Origin of the sequence: Prosthecochloris marina (assembly GCF_003182595.1) — a bacterium.
GTDB classification, from domain to species: domain Bacteria; phylum Bacteroidota; class Chlorobiia; order Chlorobiales; family Chlorobiaceae; genus Prosthecochloris; species Prosthecochloris marina.
In genome coordinates this window covers 66,487-82,534 of the sequence record NZ_PDNZ01000008.1, presented here as the reverse complement: position 1 = coordinate 82,534, position 16,048 = coordinate 66,487, and the positions used below count along the sequence as shown (strand labels likewise).

Here is a 16,048-nt window from a genome sequence, read left to right as displayed (position 1 = left end):
AACAGCCCAACGAAAAGCGGGCGATAAGAGACTCACATAAAACCATTCGACAATGGTTGCAATCGTCACAATCATCATGCGTCAATCATGCCGCCTCCCGCGAAATAGATGTTCGGATTTCACAGATGGCCTCCATGGTGAAGACAGGATAAGAAGGGTCAGACACCTCGAGAAAAGGGGCGTTGAATTGTTGGGGCGGGCGACAGCAGATGATAATCAAGACAAGTACATGAACTATAAACGAATACCTGCTCAAAAAACTAGAGGTTGTCTCAAAAGCACTGCATCACGGCTATCGGTCACCATGCATACCTTTCCGGTAAAAAGTCATGCCGCACTTGATGCGGCATCCATACTGACTTTCCTTGGGAGATGGATCCCCGGGTCAAGCCCGAGGATGACTATAGAAAGACTCATTGCAGGACCAATGAGGTAACCTCCTTGCAGAAAAACCTCAAAAGCAACATCATCCCCAGATATCCTGAGCAATGTTGTTGTACCATCCGCGAGCATAGGTAGCCTCTTCGCTGAGCTGGTCGTCATCGGCGTCCATAGGCGTAAGACCACCGGCACCTTTGATGCTGACAATACCATCGCTGGTAAGCTTGTAGACAGCGGCAACAGAGATACCATAGCCCGGTCCGACAAGACTGTAACAGGTATTGACAAGTGACGGGGGAGCAGGAACCTTACCCTGCATCAGGCGAACAATGCTGGCTGCAGTGACTTTACCTTGGCTGCTTGCCGCAAAACCGGATTTCGGCATAGCACCGGCAATAGCTGCATCACCGATAACATGAATGCCGGGTTGAATCGCGGACTCAAAAGTAATCGGGTTTACAGGACACCAGCCGGATTCATTGGCCAAACCTGCATCGATTGCAATTTTTCCAGCACTTTGAGGAGGAATAACATTGATCACACCGCCTTTTACGGGCCCTGACGCGGTCTGAACAGTCATGGTTGCCGGATCAACCGACAGAACCTTGCCACCGGCCGATCCAGCGCGCCATTCGATGATACCGTCATAGAGCCTTTCCCAACCTTTGGTGAACAGCCCCTGCTTGGAAAACTTTTCCTTGTCATCGAGGATAATAACCTTTGAGTTGGGTTTATTTTTTTTCAAGTAGTTGGCAATGAGACTCGCTCTCTCATAAGGACCTGGGGGGCAACGGAAAGGATTTCCCGGTGCGCAAATAATCACATTCTCCCCGTCCTGCATCTCCTGAAGCTGTTTCGTCAAGAGTTCGGTCTGGGGTCCGGCCTTGTAAGCGTGAGGCATGGAGGAATTAGCCACTTCTTCACTGTAGCCCTCAATCGCATCATACTTGAAATCGATCCCCGGCGAAACAACCAGACGATCATATTTCACTTCATCGCCACTCTTTAGCGTAACGGAATGATTAACCGCATCGATTTCAACCGCTTCATCATGAATAACATCGACGCCATGCTTATTTTGCAGCACCTCAAACGTATGACCGATATCTTTCATCTCCTTCAACCCCCCCATAACCCAATTGCTGAACGGACAGGTATAAAAGGTCATTGCGGGCTCTATAAGCGTTACGGAAATCGACGGGTCGAGCTTCCTGATATACTTTGCGGTCGAAGCACCGCCAAATCCGCCCCCTACAACAACAACATGTTTCTGATTTGCAAAAGCAGGCTTGCTACCACCGAAAAACCCAAGAGTAGAACCGGCTGCCCCTGCAATGAAAAGTTTGTTGAAATCTCTACGAGTAAATTTCTGGCTCATGTTGCTCCCCCTACTTATTTTGAAGAATTTTGTTGACTTAGGCTGCCAAAATATTCGGCAATGAGTTCGATTTCCTCATCACTATAGCCTTTTGCATGACGTCCCATTACCGTAGAGTAACGCTCACCTTTTTTAAATTCCATGAGAGCGGTTTTCAGATATGACGCTGATTTTCCATAAAAGCCTGGCAAAATACCGACACTTTTGCCATCGGTACCATGACATGATGCACAGGAAAGCGCCAAAATTTCACCACGCGGATCAACCTCCACTGATTGAGCTGCCGGTTGCTGTGATGAATCCTGAGTTTCAGATGGCGGCGTATTACACCCCGAGAGTGCCCCTGCAGAAATAAGACCGACAGACAGCCAAGAGGTAATTTTTTTAACCATTGTACTCATCTCCTTGTTATATTATTGATTAGCGGAATAATGGGGCTGAAGTTCATTCTATCGTTTTCTCCGCAGTTCGACAGGGAATCCGCGTGTTCACCTGCCTGAAACTGTTTTTTTCCTGTTTTTTCCTCCCTCACGCCTTTCACCAGAGATAACGTTATTGATTCGCAGTGCTGACTCTATACATGCCGATTGCAAAATCACCTGCTTCTTTTTCTGTCTGTTATGCAATACATTACACGAAGGGGGATTCCTCACGCCTGTCATACGTTATCGCAGCTCATCATATACAGCCGCTTATCAGCTTTAAAGCTTTACTCGCCAACCTGCCGAGTATCATTCGATGTTCAAGACTGTTTGTGAGGAAGCTCATATGGCAATGCACATATACCACACAATATATAACTATATATTTATATAACAATTTTTATTCTGTGTCACAAACAATAATTTACGGCACCATAGTCAGTTACACAGCCGATAACAACATGCCTCCGAAAGAGAAGGATGATTGGAACAGTGCTGCATACGGAGCATGCATATTGAACCATTCCCCATCAACAAAAATGCCGTTAATGACATATAAATAAACAACTTAACAAAAAAGAAATCCTTAAAAGCTCGCCAATAAAGTCAAGGATAGTTTCACGTGAAACGATTTTTTCTATGAGTACGTATGATATTATAGTAGCAGGTGCCGGCCATGCAGGATGCGAAGCAGTTCTTGCAGGAGCCCGAATGGGGCATAAGAGCCTGCTTATCACATCAGATTTTTCAGCAATAGCAAGAATGTCCTGCAATCCGGCAATCGGAGGTGTCGCGAAAGGGCAAATAACAAGAGAAATCGATGCACTTGGAGGCGAAATGGCCAAAGCCATCGATGCCACCGGGATTCAGTACAGAATGCTCAATCGAAGCAAAGGCCCGGCCATGCATTCACCAAGAGCACAGGCCGATCGTACACTCTATTCGATTTATATGCGCAAGGTCATCGAGCAGGAAAATAATATCGATCTCCTACAGGACAGTGTTATCGGCATCGCCACAAAACGAAACAAGTGTACTGGAATCATACTTAGCTCGGGACGCCGTATAGAAGCAAAAACGGTCATCCTCTCCTGCGGGACCTTTCTCAACGGTCTCATACATATAGGGATGAACCATTTTCCGGGTGGACGAACAATTGCCGAACCCCCGGTTCAGGGATTAACGGAATGCCTTTCGGCATTGGGTTTTGAACACGGTCGCCTTAAAACAGGAACTCCCCCGCGTATAGATCGTAGAAGCGTGGACTACTCCAAGGTAACGGTGCAGCCTGGAGACAAAAACCCAGCACCGTTTTCATTCAGCACGAGGGACCTTCATGCAAAAAAGCAGATTGACTGTTACCTTACCGCAACAACAGAAAACACACACCGCATTCTTCAGACAGGATTCGAACGTTCACCACTGTTTTCCGGGAAGGTGCAGGGTGTTGGACCTCGTTATTGTCCTTCTATTGAAGATAAAATTCACCGTTTCAGCGATAAAAACAGCCACCACATCTTCCTCGAACCAGAGGGTTTTGACACAAACGAAATGTATGTCAACGGTTTTTCAACATCGTTGCCCGAAGATATCCAGCTTGAAGGACTACGGTCGATTCCTGGATTGGAACATGTTATTATGATGAGACCTGGCTATGCAATTGAATATGATTATTTTTATCCTTATCAACTTCATCCTACACTTGAAACAAAGCGTATTGAAAACCTCTACTTTGCAGGTCAGATAAACGGAACCTCAGGTTATGAAGAAGCTGCAGCTCAAGGAATTATGGCAGGAATCAATGCCGCTCTGAAGATTCAGCGAAAGGAACCCTTGATACTCAAGCGATCAGAGGCGTACATCGGTGTGCTCGTCGATGACCTCATTACCAAGGAAACAAATGAACCATATCGGATGTTCACCTCTTCTGCTGAACATAGAATAATACTCAGACAAGATAATGCAGACTTGCGACTGATGCCATACGGATATGCATGCGGACTTTTGCCTGAAAAACGGTATCGATCACTCGAAATAAAAAAACATGACATACATTCAGTAAAAGAACTGATTGCTTCGACGAAAGTTCAGGAAAGCGATATCAACAGGCTCTTGACTGCACAGGGAAGCCCGCCTATAAAGGGCAGTGTACGATTAGCGAGTATTCTGAAACGCCCCAAAATATCACTTTCTTCCATATTGACAGCTTCATCGGAAGCTGCAACCAAAGTTCATTCCATAACACAGGATACGGAAGTGCTCGAACAGGTTGAAATCGATTGCAAGTATGAAGGCTACATAAAAAGAGAACGCCTTATGGCCGAAAAAATCGCACGCCTTGACTCGCATCGGATTCCTGAATCATTCAATTACAATGCAATTAAAGGATTATCGAATGAGGGAAAAGAAAAGCTAGCCAAACACAAACCTTCAACTGTAGGGCAAGCATCGAGGATTTTAGGAGTTACACCTGCAGACATTTCTGTCCTTATGGTGAAAATTGGCAGGTAAGGGACCAGATTAAATAATTATCAATACTGTTTCACGTGAAACACTACCGATAGAATTCTTGTTTTATAATGACACGAAACGGATTATGAACAATAACCATGATAACAATGGCAACCTGAACACTCTTCTGTTCGGTAAAGACATTGAAGAACGTATCGTTGGAATTCATCAGCTTGCGGATAACAGAATCAGGCTTTACGTAAGGGATAAAAACGGTGTAAAGAGCCGTGACGAAGAATTTTATCCGTTCTTCTTTTTGTCAGAAGACACTCTATTGGAAGGGTTTACACCAGCGAATAATGAAAAATTTTGGCTCATTAAGCTTCAGGGAGATAATTTTTACAGGTTTTTAGCCATTTTTAAAACTCAACAAAACTACCGAAACGCACTTGATCATATTGCGTCGAAATCAAAGCAATCGTCCCAAGAAGAAAACGATTCAGGTGTTTCGAACAATTTAACCTACAACAAAGGAGACGCTGTAACACAATATCTGCTTCAAACAGGCAAAACTCTGTTCAAGGGGATGATGTTTGAAGATCTTTATCGCATTCAGCTTGACATAGAGACATATTATAAACCGGAAAAAAGCACAAGTACCAAAGTCTCGATTGGCAGCGACCCTATCATAATCATATCACTCTGTGACAACAAAGGATGGGAACAAGTTATCCACACAAAAGAGCAATCTGAAAAAGAATTGCTTCAGGAACTGGTTACGATCATTCAGTTAAAAGATCCTGATGTGATCGAAGGACACAACATTTTCAGTTTTGACCTTTCCTATATCCAGAGAAGGTGCGAAATAAACGGTGTAGAATTCAGAATCGGACGTGACGGTTCGATACCGAGAAGTTTTCCCGCAAGCATCCGCTTTGCTGAACGATCTTTAGATTATCCCTTTTTCGACATCGCCGGCAGGCATGTTATAGACACATTCTTTCTTGTGCAGAACTATGATGTTGCCAAACGTTCCATGCCGAGCTATGGGCTGAAAGCGGCAGCAAAGTATTTCGGTTTCGCTTCCCCTGACAGAACATATGTTGAATACAGCGAAATCGCGAACCTTTGGGACAATAATCCTGAAAGGCTTCTGGATTATGCGCTCGACGATGTACGAGAAACCGAGAAAATTGCGGCACTGCTGTCAGGCAGCAATTTTTACATGACAAGAATGATACCTTATACCTATGCGCAAACGTCGAGACTCGGTCCGGCAGCCAAAATAGAGGCACTGCTGGTTAGAGAATACCTCAAAGAAAAACATTCACTCCCAAAACCGGAAATAGGTCAGCAGCACATGGGAGGATTTACGGAAGTGTTTCTCAAAGGAATTTTGGGCCCTATCGTTTATGCCGACGTTGAATCGCTTTATCCATCAATAATGCTGTCATACAATATCTGCCCGAAAAGCGATGAACGAAAGATATTTCCCAAAATATTGACCGATCTGAAAGACCTTCGTTTTACAGCAAAGAAAAAAGCGAAAGAAGAAAAAGAAAAAGGAAATGAGGCTGCAGCAAACAACTTTGATGCAATGCAATCGTCTTTCAAGATACTGATTAATGCAATGTACGGCTACCTGGGATTCAGTATCGGTATTTTCAACGACTACGAGGAGGCCGATCGAGTTACGACAACAGGGCAGGAAATAGCGCGGAAAATGATAAAAGAGTTTGAGTCACGCGACTGCAAAGTTATTGAAGTCGATACTGATGGTATCCTTTTCGTGCCACCGGCACATATCCGGTCAAAAGAAGATGAGATTAATCTTGTTAATGACGTATCTTCAGTGATGCCAAAGGGTATAACCATCGGTTATGACGGTAGATATAGAAAAATGATTTCATACCTCAAGAAAAATTATGCCCTCCTCGGTTACGATGGGACAATAAAGCTGAAAGGTTCATCACTAATAAGCAGAAGCGGAGAGAAATTCGGACGTGAGTTTGTTCGGAAGGGTTTTGAAAAGCTTCTCGAAGAAGACGTTCAGGGATTACACGACCTTTATGTTTCATATAAAGAAATGATCTTGAACCATAACTGGATGATCGATGATTTTTCACGGACTGAAAGCTTGAAAAACACAATGGAACAATACAAAGTCGATACCGGATCAGGTAAAAGACCGCGTTCCATTACCTATGAGCTTGCATTGAGAAAAAAACTTTCAGTCAACAAAGGGGATCGAATCACCTATTACGTTTCCGGAAGCGGTCTTCAAAGCAGTCACTATGATAAAGGGAAACTGGCTGACGAGTGGAATAGCTCGAAACCGGATGAAAATACACAGTTTTATCTGAAAAGGCTTGATGAATTTTCTCAGAAATTTCTTCCATTCTTCAAACCACAGGATTTCAGTTCAATTTTCTCAACCGATACCTTGTTCTCATTTTCACCAGAAGGGATCGAACTTATCAAGGAAATACGGCATAAAGAGACAGAATCAATTGATGAAAACGATATACCATTTTAAAATAATAGGTTACCTGTTTTCAATCATGATTATAATCTTCTGTTGCTCAAGCACAACGAAGAACTACATTGACTCACTTTGCAAGGAACTTTATGGATTTATTCCATGTATACTTTAAACAAATCGAAAAAAGTTCTCTAACATTTTTACAAAACCCAAGACGAATACACAATGGTTGATAACAAAATTCTTCCTGTTACCGATGATGTCACATGGATAGGGGTTCTGGACCCCGGCCTTGTCACATTCGATATTGTCATGGAAACCAAGTACGGCACGACTTATAATTCATACTTTATCAATGCAGACAAAAAAGCAGTCGTCGAGACTTCGAAAGCCAAGTTTTGGCCGACGTATCTTGATAAGATAAAAAAAGTTACCGACCCTGCAGAGATTGAGTACATCATTGTCGATCATACCGAACCGGATCATTCCGGCAATGTCAAGAACCTGCTTGCAGTTGCGCCCAACGCTACAGTTGTCGGAAGTGCAAACGCAATCAAGTTTCTTCGTGATCTTGTTGGTAATGATTTCAAATCGTTGACCGTCAAGGACGGTGATACCCTGGACCTCGGTAACAAGACACTCCGTTTCATCAACGCCGTAAACCTTCATTGGCCAGATGCGATTTATACCTGGCTCGAAGAAGACAAGGTACTTTTCACCTGCGACTCTTTCGGGTGCCATTACTGCCACGAAGAAATGTACGACGACCTTGCCGGTGATTTTGACGATGCATTCACCTACTACTTCGATGCGATTCTCAGACCGTTCAGCAAATACATGCTACAGGCAATAGAACGCATCTCCGATCTCGATATCAAGGTCATTTGTCCAGGTCATGGACCGATATTGCGTTCAAACTGGAAAAAGTATGTCGATCTTTCCAAAAAGTACGCGCAACGCGCTATCGCACTTCCTAACGAGAAAAATATCCTGATTGCATACGTATCGGCATACGAAAACACCACAATCATAGCCGAAAAAATCGCCGAAGGATTGCGTCCACACTGCGACTTCACCATCGATGTCTGCGATATTGAAAACATGCACTTTGCAAAACTCGAAGAAAAAATTGCGCACAGTGCCGCGATCATTGTCGGTTCACCAACAATTAACCAGAACATCGTTTCACAGATTTACCAGCTCTTTGCCGCCATTAATCCAATCCGTGATCGAGGTAAACTGGCAGCTGCATTCGGCTCTTACGGCTGGAGCGGTGAAAGTATCAAAATCATTGAATCGAATTTCACCAACCTGAAGCTAAAAGTATTCGATCAAAATATCAGAGTAAAATTCAAGCCACATGAAAAAGAGTTCGAAGAGATCAAAACATTTGGAAAAGCTTTTGCCGAAACGTTGATCGAAAAGAACAAACTTGTCTGCAATACCTGAAAAATAGCTGCATAAAGCAAAGAATAGGCTGTCTCATTAGTCCTGCAATTTGTCTTTTATGCAGTGTCATCCCCGGACCTGCCCCGTGAAATCAGAACATTTATTTCACGGGGTGGTGTGACTTCGGGTGGATTTGACACCATATCATCTGTAGCATGACTACTCTCTCCATGTCATCCCCGGGCTTGACCCAAGGATTGATCTTTCGATCAAAGTCAGTATGGATGCCGGATCAAGTCCGGCATGACTTTTCAGGGAAATTGGGCACCGATTCACTGTGATATCCGAACTGCTATTTCAAGGGGTGGCATAGGGCTTTGCGGGTATAGGGTGTTTGCATGGAACACGAGATGTCTTTGGAAGAGGGAGCATCATGTACCGACTGCAGTGGAAAGCTTTTTTGCCAAAAGATCGACATAAGCTCCCTCGATGAGTTGTGACCGATCAATCTCTAATCTCTCCAGAAGCCGATACGCCTCTGTGACCCCGGTCTCGGTCGTTTCGTTTTCTTCCAGAATAACCTCGATTTCAAGAAAATGCCCCAAACCAGAGACATTATCGAGATGTATACGCGTTCGCCCGGTTAAAAACAACAAACGATATTTATGCACACGCCCTGTTTGTCCATAAGACATTGCCAACAAATCTCTCATGACATCAGGCTGGGAAACGGGTAAATGCAGATAAAAAGATTCTTTAGGTCCTTTTTTATCAGCCCTGCGGTAAAAGATCAGCTTGCCTTCTCCTGTTGAAAGCACACGCAGCTTCAACCGACCGGTTTTACACGAAAAAAACGTATCGTCCTGAATTAACTCGAATGGACCTTGATCGGCAAGAGGTGTTACTTTTGGAATAAAAGCGTCGACACTTGGAATGACAGCTTTAATATCGATGTTTCTCGGCATGTTGTGTTTACGGCAAAAATGGCAAAGATTTTACTTCTGACACACAACGGAGATCAGCTAATAAGTTTTGTAATATCATGCCACGTTACAAACAGTGAGAGCATGATAAACAACACGATTCCAGCAAGATTTACGATCTGATGTGTTCTGACACACATCGGTTTGTTCCTCAAGGCTTCAATCAACAATATGAAAAGCTGTCCTCCATCGAGTCCGGGAAAAGGAATCATGTTCATGATGCCGAGGCTCAGGCTGAGAAAACCGGTAAATAGCAGAAGATCCATCCATCCGCCACTGGCAGCTTGTCCGGCAAGTACTGTAATCCCGACAGGCCCTGAAAGATTTTCCACCCCTGTGCTGCCAGAAAAGATATTGATGAAAAGACGAATGGTTTCCGAAATGACGCTCCAGATCGTCTGGATGCTTGCAACAACAGCGTTGGATAACGACATGCTTTCACCGATCATGAAAGCAGGAACAAATAATAAGAACGCAAAGATTACATTGAAGAGGGAACCTGCCGACATGATGAGTGCACGTGAAGTGCGTGAGGCGGCAAAGAGTTTCTTGGCGTGTTCATCCGTTTCACTCGAGAAACTGACAAAACCGCCGAGAGGAAGCAGCCGTAAGGTAAATTCCGTTTCCCGATGTCGAAACAGTGTAGCTACCCGTGGGCTGAACGGAAAACCGACTGAAAATTCGTAGACAGGCACTCCAGCTTTTCGTGCTGCAAGGAAATGGCCGAACTCATGCACCAGCACTACAACAGAAAGGACAAGAACAAAAGAAAATATCGCAATAAACATAACTAATGAAGCATAAATATTTCAGAAACACGGTTCACCGCTACATTTCTTCCCGATGATCGCAATCTCCCATTATCAAGCTTTTTGCAGGACACCGCTATCACTTTGTATAAATCCTCTTATCCACAGCATTATATCATAATACTGCAAGTATAATACAACAATATTTCAGCAAAATATAAAAAACGAACGATCTTTCCAGCTTGAAACATCCAATACTTTACATACTGCTTCTTGGCTGCAAAGAAAAAACGCCATGAACCATTAAAGTAACTGGAGCAGGAGCATGTAGAAGAGGTTATATGCGCTAAACGGATTGCCTACACGGATTATAATCTTCACTACTTGAAGACTATATCTTTTACCATAACCTTTCCTATCGTCTCGTTCAATCTACCGACAATATTTTTTTTCATAAAAGAAAGTTCGTTTCTCCATGAAGGATTCAGAACCCGTACATAAAGAACACCTTTTACGAACTTTTCAACTTCCGTTATCCTTGCAATGGTCTCCCCGACAACAGTATGCCAAACCTTGAGTGCATGGTGCTCTTCATGAGCCCTTTTCATCCCGTAGATGGAATATATGTCATCGACGATATCATCGAATTTTCTTGGAGATCTGGATTTTTTCATGGTACACGAATAATTACGGATCTTCCCCTTGTATCGCTCCTGCTATTTTCCGGATCGAGATGCAATGAATACCATCAAACTCCGGTTTATCAGTTGCTGTAATGATCGATTGTCCGGAACCTTCCAGCAGCAGAAGCACTTTTTCAACTCTATTCCTGTCCAGCTCACTGAAAAGATCGTCGAGCAGGAATAAAGGGCTTTCTCCAGTGACTTCACGAATTAACCGCTGCAAAGCCAACTTAATCGCTATCAGAAACGTCCGTAACTGGCCCTGAGAAGCATATTTTTTAACCTCGACCCCATCGAGTCGAAATACGATATCATCCCTGTGAGGCCCAAGTAAAGTCAGTTTACGATGCAATTCCTGCGAAGCGACCTCTCTGAAGCGATGCATCATGGTCTCAGCGATTTCCTTCTCCTTCATCCCTACAACTTGCCGACTTACAGAAGACCGGTAACCGATTCCCGGTACTTCTCCAAGGCCGAGTTGTTCATAAACCGGGCTACAGCAGGCAAGCAAACGATCCATAAAGTTCAATCGTGCCGATACAATTGACCCGGCAAGAAACGACAGTTTTTCGGTCCATGCTTCGAGATTAGCACCGTTGCCGCATCTTCCGTCCATAGCTGAAAGCAGTGTATTGCGTTGCTGCAACACACGCCGGTATTGCAGCAAATCGTCAAGATAACGCTTGTCGGTTTGGGATAGCGCATTATCTATGAAGCGCCGTCTCTCTTGCGGTGAACCGTTTATTACGGTAAGCTCCATGGGAGAAAACGTTATACATGGAATGCGCCCGATAAGCCCCGAATACTTCTTCAACTCTTCACTATTGATGAAGATCTTCTTGTCCGATGTTTTCGCGTAACTGACTTTAACGGTTATCTCTATGTCCCTTTCATCGGCAAACCTGCTCTGCAACAAAAAATAATCGGCTGTAAACCTCAAACATTCCCTGTCGAGGGATTTGTTGAATCCTTTGGCAAGGGCACAATAGTGAACGGCTTCAAGAATATTTGTCTTACCCGAGCCATTTGGTCCATAGAGCACATTGATCCCATCCGATGGAACAAATGTCAGATCGGAATGTTTTCTGAAATTGACAAGCTTTATTTCTTGTAAACGCAAAGATTGGTCGGGTATGTCAATTATTGATTCTCACGGGCATGACCAAAATAATCAAACGATCATCGTCTTTTTCTTTTTCAGGTTTCAGGATAACAGCGGTTGTAGGGCTGCTCAGCTCGACAACGACGTTGTCTTCATCGAGATGTGCAAGGGCTGCTTCAATGAACTTCGCGTTGAAACCAATGTCTATCGGTTCATTGTCATAGTTGCAGGAGAGATTTTCCTGCGCTGATTCTCCTTCGTTGATGTTTTCAGCCGAAAGTTGTAAAGAAGATGGAGATATGGAGAACCGTATATCGCCAATGCTTGAAAATCTTCCAACTCTCTTGACAGAATCATAGAAAAGGGATCTTTCTACGGTTAGTTTTTTATCATTCTCAAGGGGAATGACCGCCTCGTAATTCGGATACTGCTCGACAATCAGTGCGGCATCGAGAACCAGACCATCCATGGAAAAACGAATGGATTTGTTTACCGAGTCAATAGATATGGTAACGACACCTTCACCGATCAGTTTCTGAAGAACAGATAGTACTCTGGCAGGTATAACGACTTTTTGCTTTTCCTGTTGAGAAACATCACATGATTTTCTGAATCGAACCAGACGATGCCCGTCAGTTGAGACCGCAGTGAGATTGTTGTTCTCTATTTCAAAAAGGACCCCCATCATCGCAGGTCTCATGCCATCGATACTGCAGGCAAAAATTGTTTTGTGTATGAGATTGAGCAAATCTACCGAAGGTAGCACAAATTCAATGTCATAGCTTTTTTCCTGCTTTTCCGCTTTGCTTTCAAACGTGCATGGTATTTTATAGCGTCCTTTATCTGTAGCGATATTGACAATACCCTGTTCGCTCATTTGCTGACGCTCGACTTCGAAACTGACCTCGGTATCGTACATGCTTCTCAGAAAATCGAGAATGGTCCGGGCTTTTACTCCCAGATTTCCCTGATCGGCCGACTCCACATCCGTTGACGCGGTTATGGACATTTCACCATCTGTTGCAAAGAGTGTAAGACTTTGATTTTCAAGTGTCATGTGCAGATTCTCATATCTGGGATCAAGGGCCTTGTTGGGAATTGCCTGCGTCACCTTGTTTACAGCATCCTGGAAATGCTTGATAGAGGTCGAAAATTTCATTGTCTACTCTTTTTATTTATTAAATAATGAAAATTGTTGTTGTTGTTAGGTGTGTGGAATTCTTGATTGTTTTGTAAAAGTATCCATAAGTCTATTTTTTATAGTGCTTTATTTCGTTTATCCTTATGTGGATATCTGTTGATAACATGTTGATAATTCTACCCCTTATAAACATCCACTCGAGCTTTTACTGTTTTATTTTTTCACTGTGTTGATAAGTGCTCCTGCCTCTATTCGGTAATGCACAGATTGTTGACAGGTTATGCACATTGCTGAGCCTTGCCTTGAAAAACTATGGTGCTGGCATGTGCTACGGGGTTGAGCGGGGTCCCTGTCATATTGACATGATCTCAATACGTTTTTTCAGTTCCTCGACCTGACTTCTCATTTCCGCGGAATTCTCCACCTTTTTGTTGATGGTGTTGTAACCATGAATCACCGTTGAATGATCTCGACCTCCGAAATGAAGTCCTATGGTTTTCAAAGATGAGTCGGTAAGTTCCTTGCTGAGGTACATCGCTATCTGTCGCCCGGTTGCAATCTCTTTTTTCTTTGATTTACCTTTCAAATCGTTGGGGGTGATGGAAAAATAGGAGCAAATCGCTTTTTCAATGGTTTCAAGGCTCAACTGCTTGGACTGAATTCTGATAATGTCCTTAAGAGTAGTTTTGGTGAATGAGAGGTCGATTTCCTTGTTAAACAAAGAGTGTGCTGCCAAAAGCTTGACAATACAACCTTCAAGTTCCCTGACATTTTGCGTGACATTGGTTGCTATGAACTCTATGACATTTGCATCGAATGTCACTCCGTTTTGTTCCAGCTTACTTTGAATGATGGCTTTTCTCGTTTCATAGTCAGGTGGCTGGATGTCAGCCGACAACCCCCAGTTAAATCGTGAAATCAGCCGATCTTCAATTCCTCTTATCTCTTTTATAGGTCTATCGGATGAAAGAATGATCTGTTTGTTCGACTGGTGAAGGGTATTGAAAATATGGAAGATTTCCTCCTGGGTTTTTTCCTTGCCGGCAAAGAACTGAATGTCATCGATTATCAGGACGTCGACTTTTCTGTAAAAAGCGGAAAATTCCTGAATATTGCCGTTTTGTATCGCATTGACGAAATCGATGGCAAATTTTTCGCTCGAGACATACAAGACATACTCGGAGATGCTTTTTTCACGGACATGGTTGCCTATTGCTTGAGTCATGTGCGTTTTGCCGAGTCCGACTCCTCCATAAATGACAAGGGGGTTGAAGGCATTTTGTCCGGGGTTTTGGGATACTGATTTTGATGCAGCAAACGCCAGAGAGTTACAGTCACCGCGAATAAGTGTATCGAATGTGTATTTTGGATTAAGATGACTTTCAAACTTCGTCCGGTAGCGTTCCAGAAAATCTCTGTCGGAAGATACTTTGACCGTTGTAGAGCAACCGTTTTCGGTAGGCCCGTTTTTCGGCATATTCTGATGCGGCAGTTCAATGGTGACCGGATTGTTCTGTGACCTGTCCATAACGATTGAATACATCAATCGTCCTTCCGAGCCGAGAATGTCTTTAAGAGCCTGTTTCAGCTGCGTTGAGTAATTTTCTTCAATCCATTCGTAAAAAAACTGGCTTGGAACCTCAATAGTCAGTTCGTTGTCGGAAAAGTGCAGGGGAGAGATAGGGGTGAACCATGTTTTAAAGGCCTGGCTGTTAAGTTTGTCTTTTAGAACATCTAGGCAAGCATCCCATACTTTTTGCGCTGCATTGGCTTGTGTACCATTACCGTGTGATTGCTTATCGAGTAGTACCTTACTTTGTGGGGCTGGCATGAAATCGTAACATTTGAGATGTGGATAAGCTCTTTCATTGACGAATCATCAACATTCATTGTTCATAAATTACATTTTTCGGTGGACAAAAAACAATTCGTGAAAGGAAAAGTTCTTGTTCATAGTGTTATGTTTTTAACAAAGGTTGTCAACAGTTTAAGTTGTTTTTTCGTATTGTCTTATGCTTCTGTGGTTGTTTGGTTGTCAACATCTGTGGATTGTTTTTGCGGGTAGGTTTTTTGCGCCTTTCGTCAGGTAAAGTTTTTTTATCAACAAGTTATCAACATTGTGGGTATCTCCCCTTCAGCGGGGTGTTGACAGCTCTTGTGACTTATCTGAAAAGCGGTTTTACCTGGTTGGATTTCAAAGATGATTATGCTAAATTCAATGCCCTGTATTTTTTGAACGATCTATGAGAACAATGAGGAGCGTTTCATTATGAAAAGAACATTTCAGCCGCATAATAGAAAGAGAAGAAATAAGCATGGTTTTCGCCAGCGCATGGCTACAAAAAACGGCCGTAGGATCATAGCCTCACGCAGAGCGAAAGGGCGCCATTCGCTTAGTGTCAGCAGCGACATGGGATCTCGCAAGAAAGGATAGGATAGAGTATTAACTGTTCCGTGATATCGTGAACTCTGTTCGTGCGCACTCGTTAAAAAAGTACGAGATTCTCAGGGGGAGCTCCTCAGTATCGAAGCTTTTTAGTTCCGCCCGCAGTTACAGAGGAAATTTCATCAAGGTGCTGTTTGCCCCGCTTGAGGTGACTTGGAAGGGACATAGGTCACTACCCAAGGTTCTTTTTATCGTTGGCAGGAAAATAAAGCCCAATGCTGTTGATCGAAACAGGATAAAGCGTTTGATGAAAGAGGCCTACAGGCATGAAAAAGCACTTGCAACCGAATGTGCTGGAAAATATGCCGGGAACGGAGACAGGATACTCTGTGTAGCATTTATGTATATCGGGCGAAAAAAAAACTCGCCATCGTTGGGAAGTTTCAGAAAAGAGATTAGGGCATTGCTTGAAGGCATTAAAAGTATGGCTCAATGTTGAGC

13 protein-coding genes are annotated in these 16,048 nt (G+C 43.4%); 5 read left to right on the top strand and 8 right to left on the bottom strand.

Features of this window, described 5'->3' with window-relative positions:
- Window positions 1–466 precede the first annotated feature (466 nt).
- Together CR164_RS11205 and CR164_RS11200 are read right to left on the bottom strand one after the other, a co-directional pair.
- Window positions 467–1,759: an NAD(P)/FAD-dependent oxidoreductase gene (locus CR164_RS11205; protein WP_110024088.1), complete on the bottom strand. Its 1,293-nt coding sequence runs from the start codon at window positions 1,757–1,759 to the stop codon at window positions 467–469.
- Window positions 1,760–1,773: 14 nt separating this feature from the next.
- Window positions 1,774–2,151 carry a c-type cytochrome gene (locus CR164_RS11200; protein ID WP_110024087.1) on the bottom strand — a complete coding sequence of 126 codons (378 nt, stop codon included), beginning with the start codon at window positions 2,149–2,151 and terminating at the stop codon, window positions 1,774–1,776.
- Between the two features lie 669 nt (window positions 2,152–2,820).
- Here CR164_RS11200 and mnmG point away from each other — a divergent pair.
- The 3 genes from mnmG to CR164_RS11185 all read left to right on the top strand — a co-directional run bounded on the left by mnmG (window position 2,821) and on the right by CR164_RS11185 (window position 8,563).
- Window positions 2,821–4,692 (top strand): tRNA uridine-5-carboxymethylaminomethyl(34) synthesis enzyme MnmG, encoded by a 1,872-nt coding sequence (gene mnmG, locus CR164_RS11195; RefSeq protein WP_110024086.1) that lies wholly within the window; start codon window positions 2,821–2,823, stop codon window positions 4,690–4,692.
- A gap of 85 nt (window positions 4,693–4,777) precedes the next feature.
- Window positions 4,778–7,168, top strand: a complete 2,391-nt coding sequence (locus CR164_RS11190) for a DNA polymerase domain-containing protein (protein WP_110024085.1) — start codon at window positions 4,778–4,780, stop codon at window positions 7,166–7,168.
- A gap of 171 nt (window positions 7,169–7,339) precedes the next feature.
- Window positions 7,340–8,563 carry an FprA family A-type flavoprotein gene (locus CR164_RS11185; protein WP_110024084.1) on the top strand — a complete coding sequence of 408 codons (1,224 nt, stop codon included), beginning with the start codon at window positions 7,340–7,342 and terminating at the stop codon, window positions 8,561–8,563.
- Window positions 8,564–8,934: 371 nt separating this feature from the next.
- On the opposite strand, the gene CR164_RS11180 is transcribed toward CR164_RS11185, so the two are convergent.
- The 6 genes from CR164_RS11180 to dnaA all read right to left on the bottom strand — a co-directional run bounded on the left by CR164_RS11180 (window position 8,935) and on the right by dnaA (window position 14,992).
- Window positions 8,935–9,468, bottom strand: a complete 534-nt coding sequence (locus CR164_RS11180) for a class IV adenylate cyclase (protein WP_110024083.1) — start codon at window positions 9,466–9,468, stop codon at window positions 8,935–8,937.
- Window positions 9,469–9,521: 53 nt separating this feature from the next.
- The gene (locus CR164_RS11175) at window positions 9,522–10,274 is read right to left on the bottom strand and encodes a site-2 protease family protein (RefSeq protein WP_110024082.1); all 753 of its coding nucleotides are present in this window, start codon (window positions 10,272–10,274) and stop codon (window positions 9,522–9,524) included.
- Window positions 10,275–10,615: 341 nt separating this feature from the next.
- Entirely contained in the window at window positions 10,616–10,909 is a 294-nt protein-coding gene (locus tag CR164_RS11170; protein ID WP_110024081.1) for a DciA family protein, read from the bottom strand.
- Window positions 10,910–10,922: 13 nt separating this feature from the next.
- Complete coding sequence (gene recF / locus CR164_RS11165) at window positions 10,923–12,038, bottom strand: DNA replication/repair protein RecF (RefSeq protein WP_110024080.1); 1,116 nt, start codon at window positions 12,036–12,038, stop codon at window positions 10,923–10,925.
- 16 nt (window positions 12,039–12,054) lie between these two features.
- Window positions 12,055–13,179 carry a DNA polymerase III subunit beta gene (dnaN, locus tag CR164_RS11160; protein ID WP_110024079.1) on the bottom strand — a complete coding sequence of 375 codons (1,125 nt, stop codon included), beginning with the start codon at window positions 13,177–13,179 and terminating at the stop codon, window positions 12,055–12,057.
- A gap of 334 nt (window positions 13,180–13,513) precedes the next feature.
- Window positions 13,514–14,992, bottom strand: coding sequence for a chromosomal replication initiator protein DnaA (gene dnaA / locus CR164_RS11155; RefSeq protein ID WP_110024078.1), 1,479 nt, complete (start codon window positions 14,990–14,992; stop codon window positions 13,514–13,516).
- A 438-nt stretch (window positions 14,993–15,430) separates the two neighbouring features.
- On the opposite strand from dnaA, the gene rpmH reads away from it, so the two are divergent.
- A complete protein-coding gene (gene rpmH / locus CR164_RS11150; protein WP_110024077.1) occupies window positions 15,431–15,595 on the top strand; it encodes a 50S ribosomal protein L34 in 165 nt (54 codons plus the stop codon).
- A 28-nt stretch (window positions 15,596–15,623) separates the two neighbouring features.
- Window positions 15,624–16,046, top strand: a complete 423-nt coding sequence (locus CR164_RS11145; RefSeq protein ID WP_161953524.1) for a ribonuclease P protein component — start codon at window positions 15,624–15,626, stop codon at window positions 16,044–16,046.
- Window positions 16,047–16,048: the final 2 nt, after the last annotated feature.

What these genes read in the sequence shown, in the direction of transcription:
- CR164_RS11170 (WP_110024081.1), bottom strand. Translation starts at nt 10,909, where the DNA reads ATGAAAAAATCCAGATCTCCAAGAAAATTCGATGATATCGTCGATGAC.
- dnaA (WP_110024078.1), bottom strand. Translation starts at nt 14,992, where the DNA reads ATGCCAGCCCCACAAAGTAAGGTACTACTCGATAAGCAATCACACGGT.
- CR164_RS11205 (WP_110024088.1), bottom strand. Translation starts at nt 1,759, where the DNA reads ATGAGCCAGAAATTTACTCGTAGAGATTTCAACAAACTTTTCATTGCA.
- CR164_RS11200 (WP_110024087.1), bottom strand. Translation starts at nt 2,151, where the DNA reads ATGGTTAAAAAAATTACCTCTTGGCTGTCTGTCGGTCTTATTTCTGCA.
- CR164_RS11185 (WP_110024084.1), top strand. Translation starts at nt 7,340, where the DNA reads ATGGTTGATAACAAAATTCTTCCTGTTACCGATGATGTCACATGGATA.
- CR164_RS11180 (WP_110024083.1), bottom strand. Translation starts at nt 9,468, where the DNA reads ATGCCGAGAAACATCGATATTAAAGCTGTCATTCCAAGTGTCGACGCT.
- CR164_RS11190 (WP_110024085.1), top strand. Translation starts at nt 4,778, where the DNA reads ATGAACAATAACCATGATAACAATGGCAACCTGAACACTCTTCTGTTC.
- rpmH (WP_110024077.1), top strand. Translation starts at nt 15,431, where the DNA reads ATGAAAAGAACATTTCAGCCGCATAATAGAAAGAGAAGAAATAAGCAT.
- mnmG (WP_110024086.1), top strand. Translation starts at nt 2,821, where the DNA reads ATGAGTACGTATGATATTATAGTAGCAGGTGCCGGCCATGCAGGATGC.
- dnaN (WP_110024079.1), bottom strand. Translation starts at nt 13,179, where the DNA reads ATGAAATTTTCGACCTCTATCAAGCATTTCCAGGATGCTGTAAACAAG.
- CR164_RS11175 (WP_110024082.1), bottom strand. Translation starts at nt 10,274, where the DNA reads ATGTTTATTGCGATATTTTCTTTTGTTCTTGTCCTTTCTGTTGTAGTG.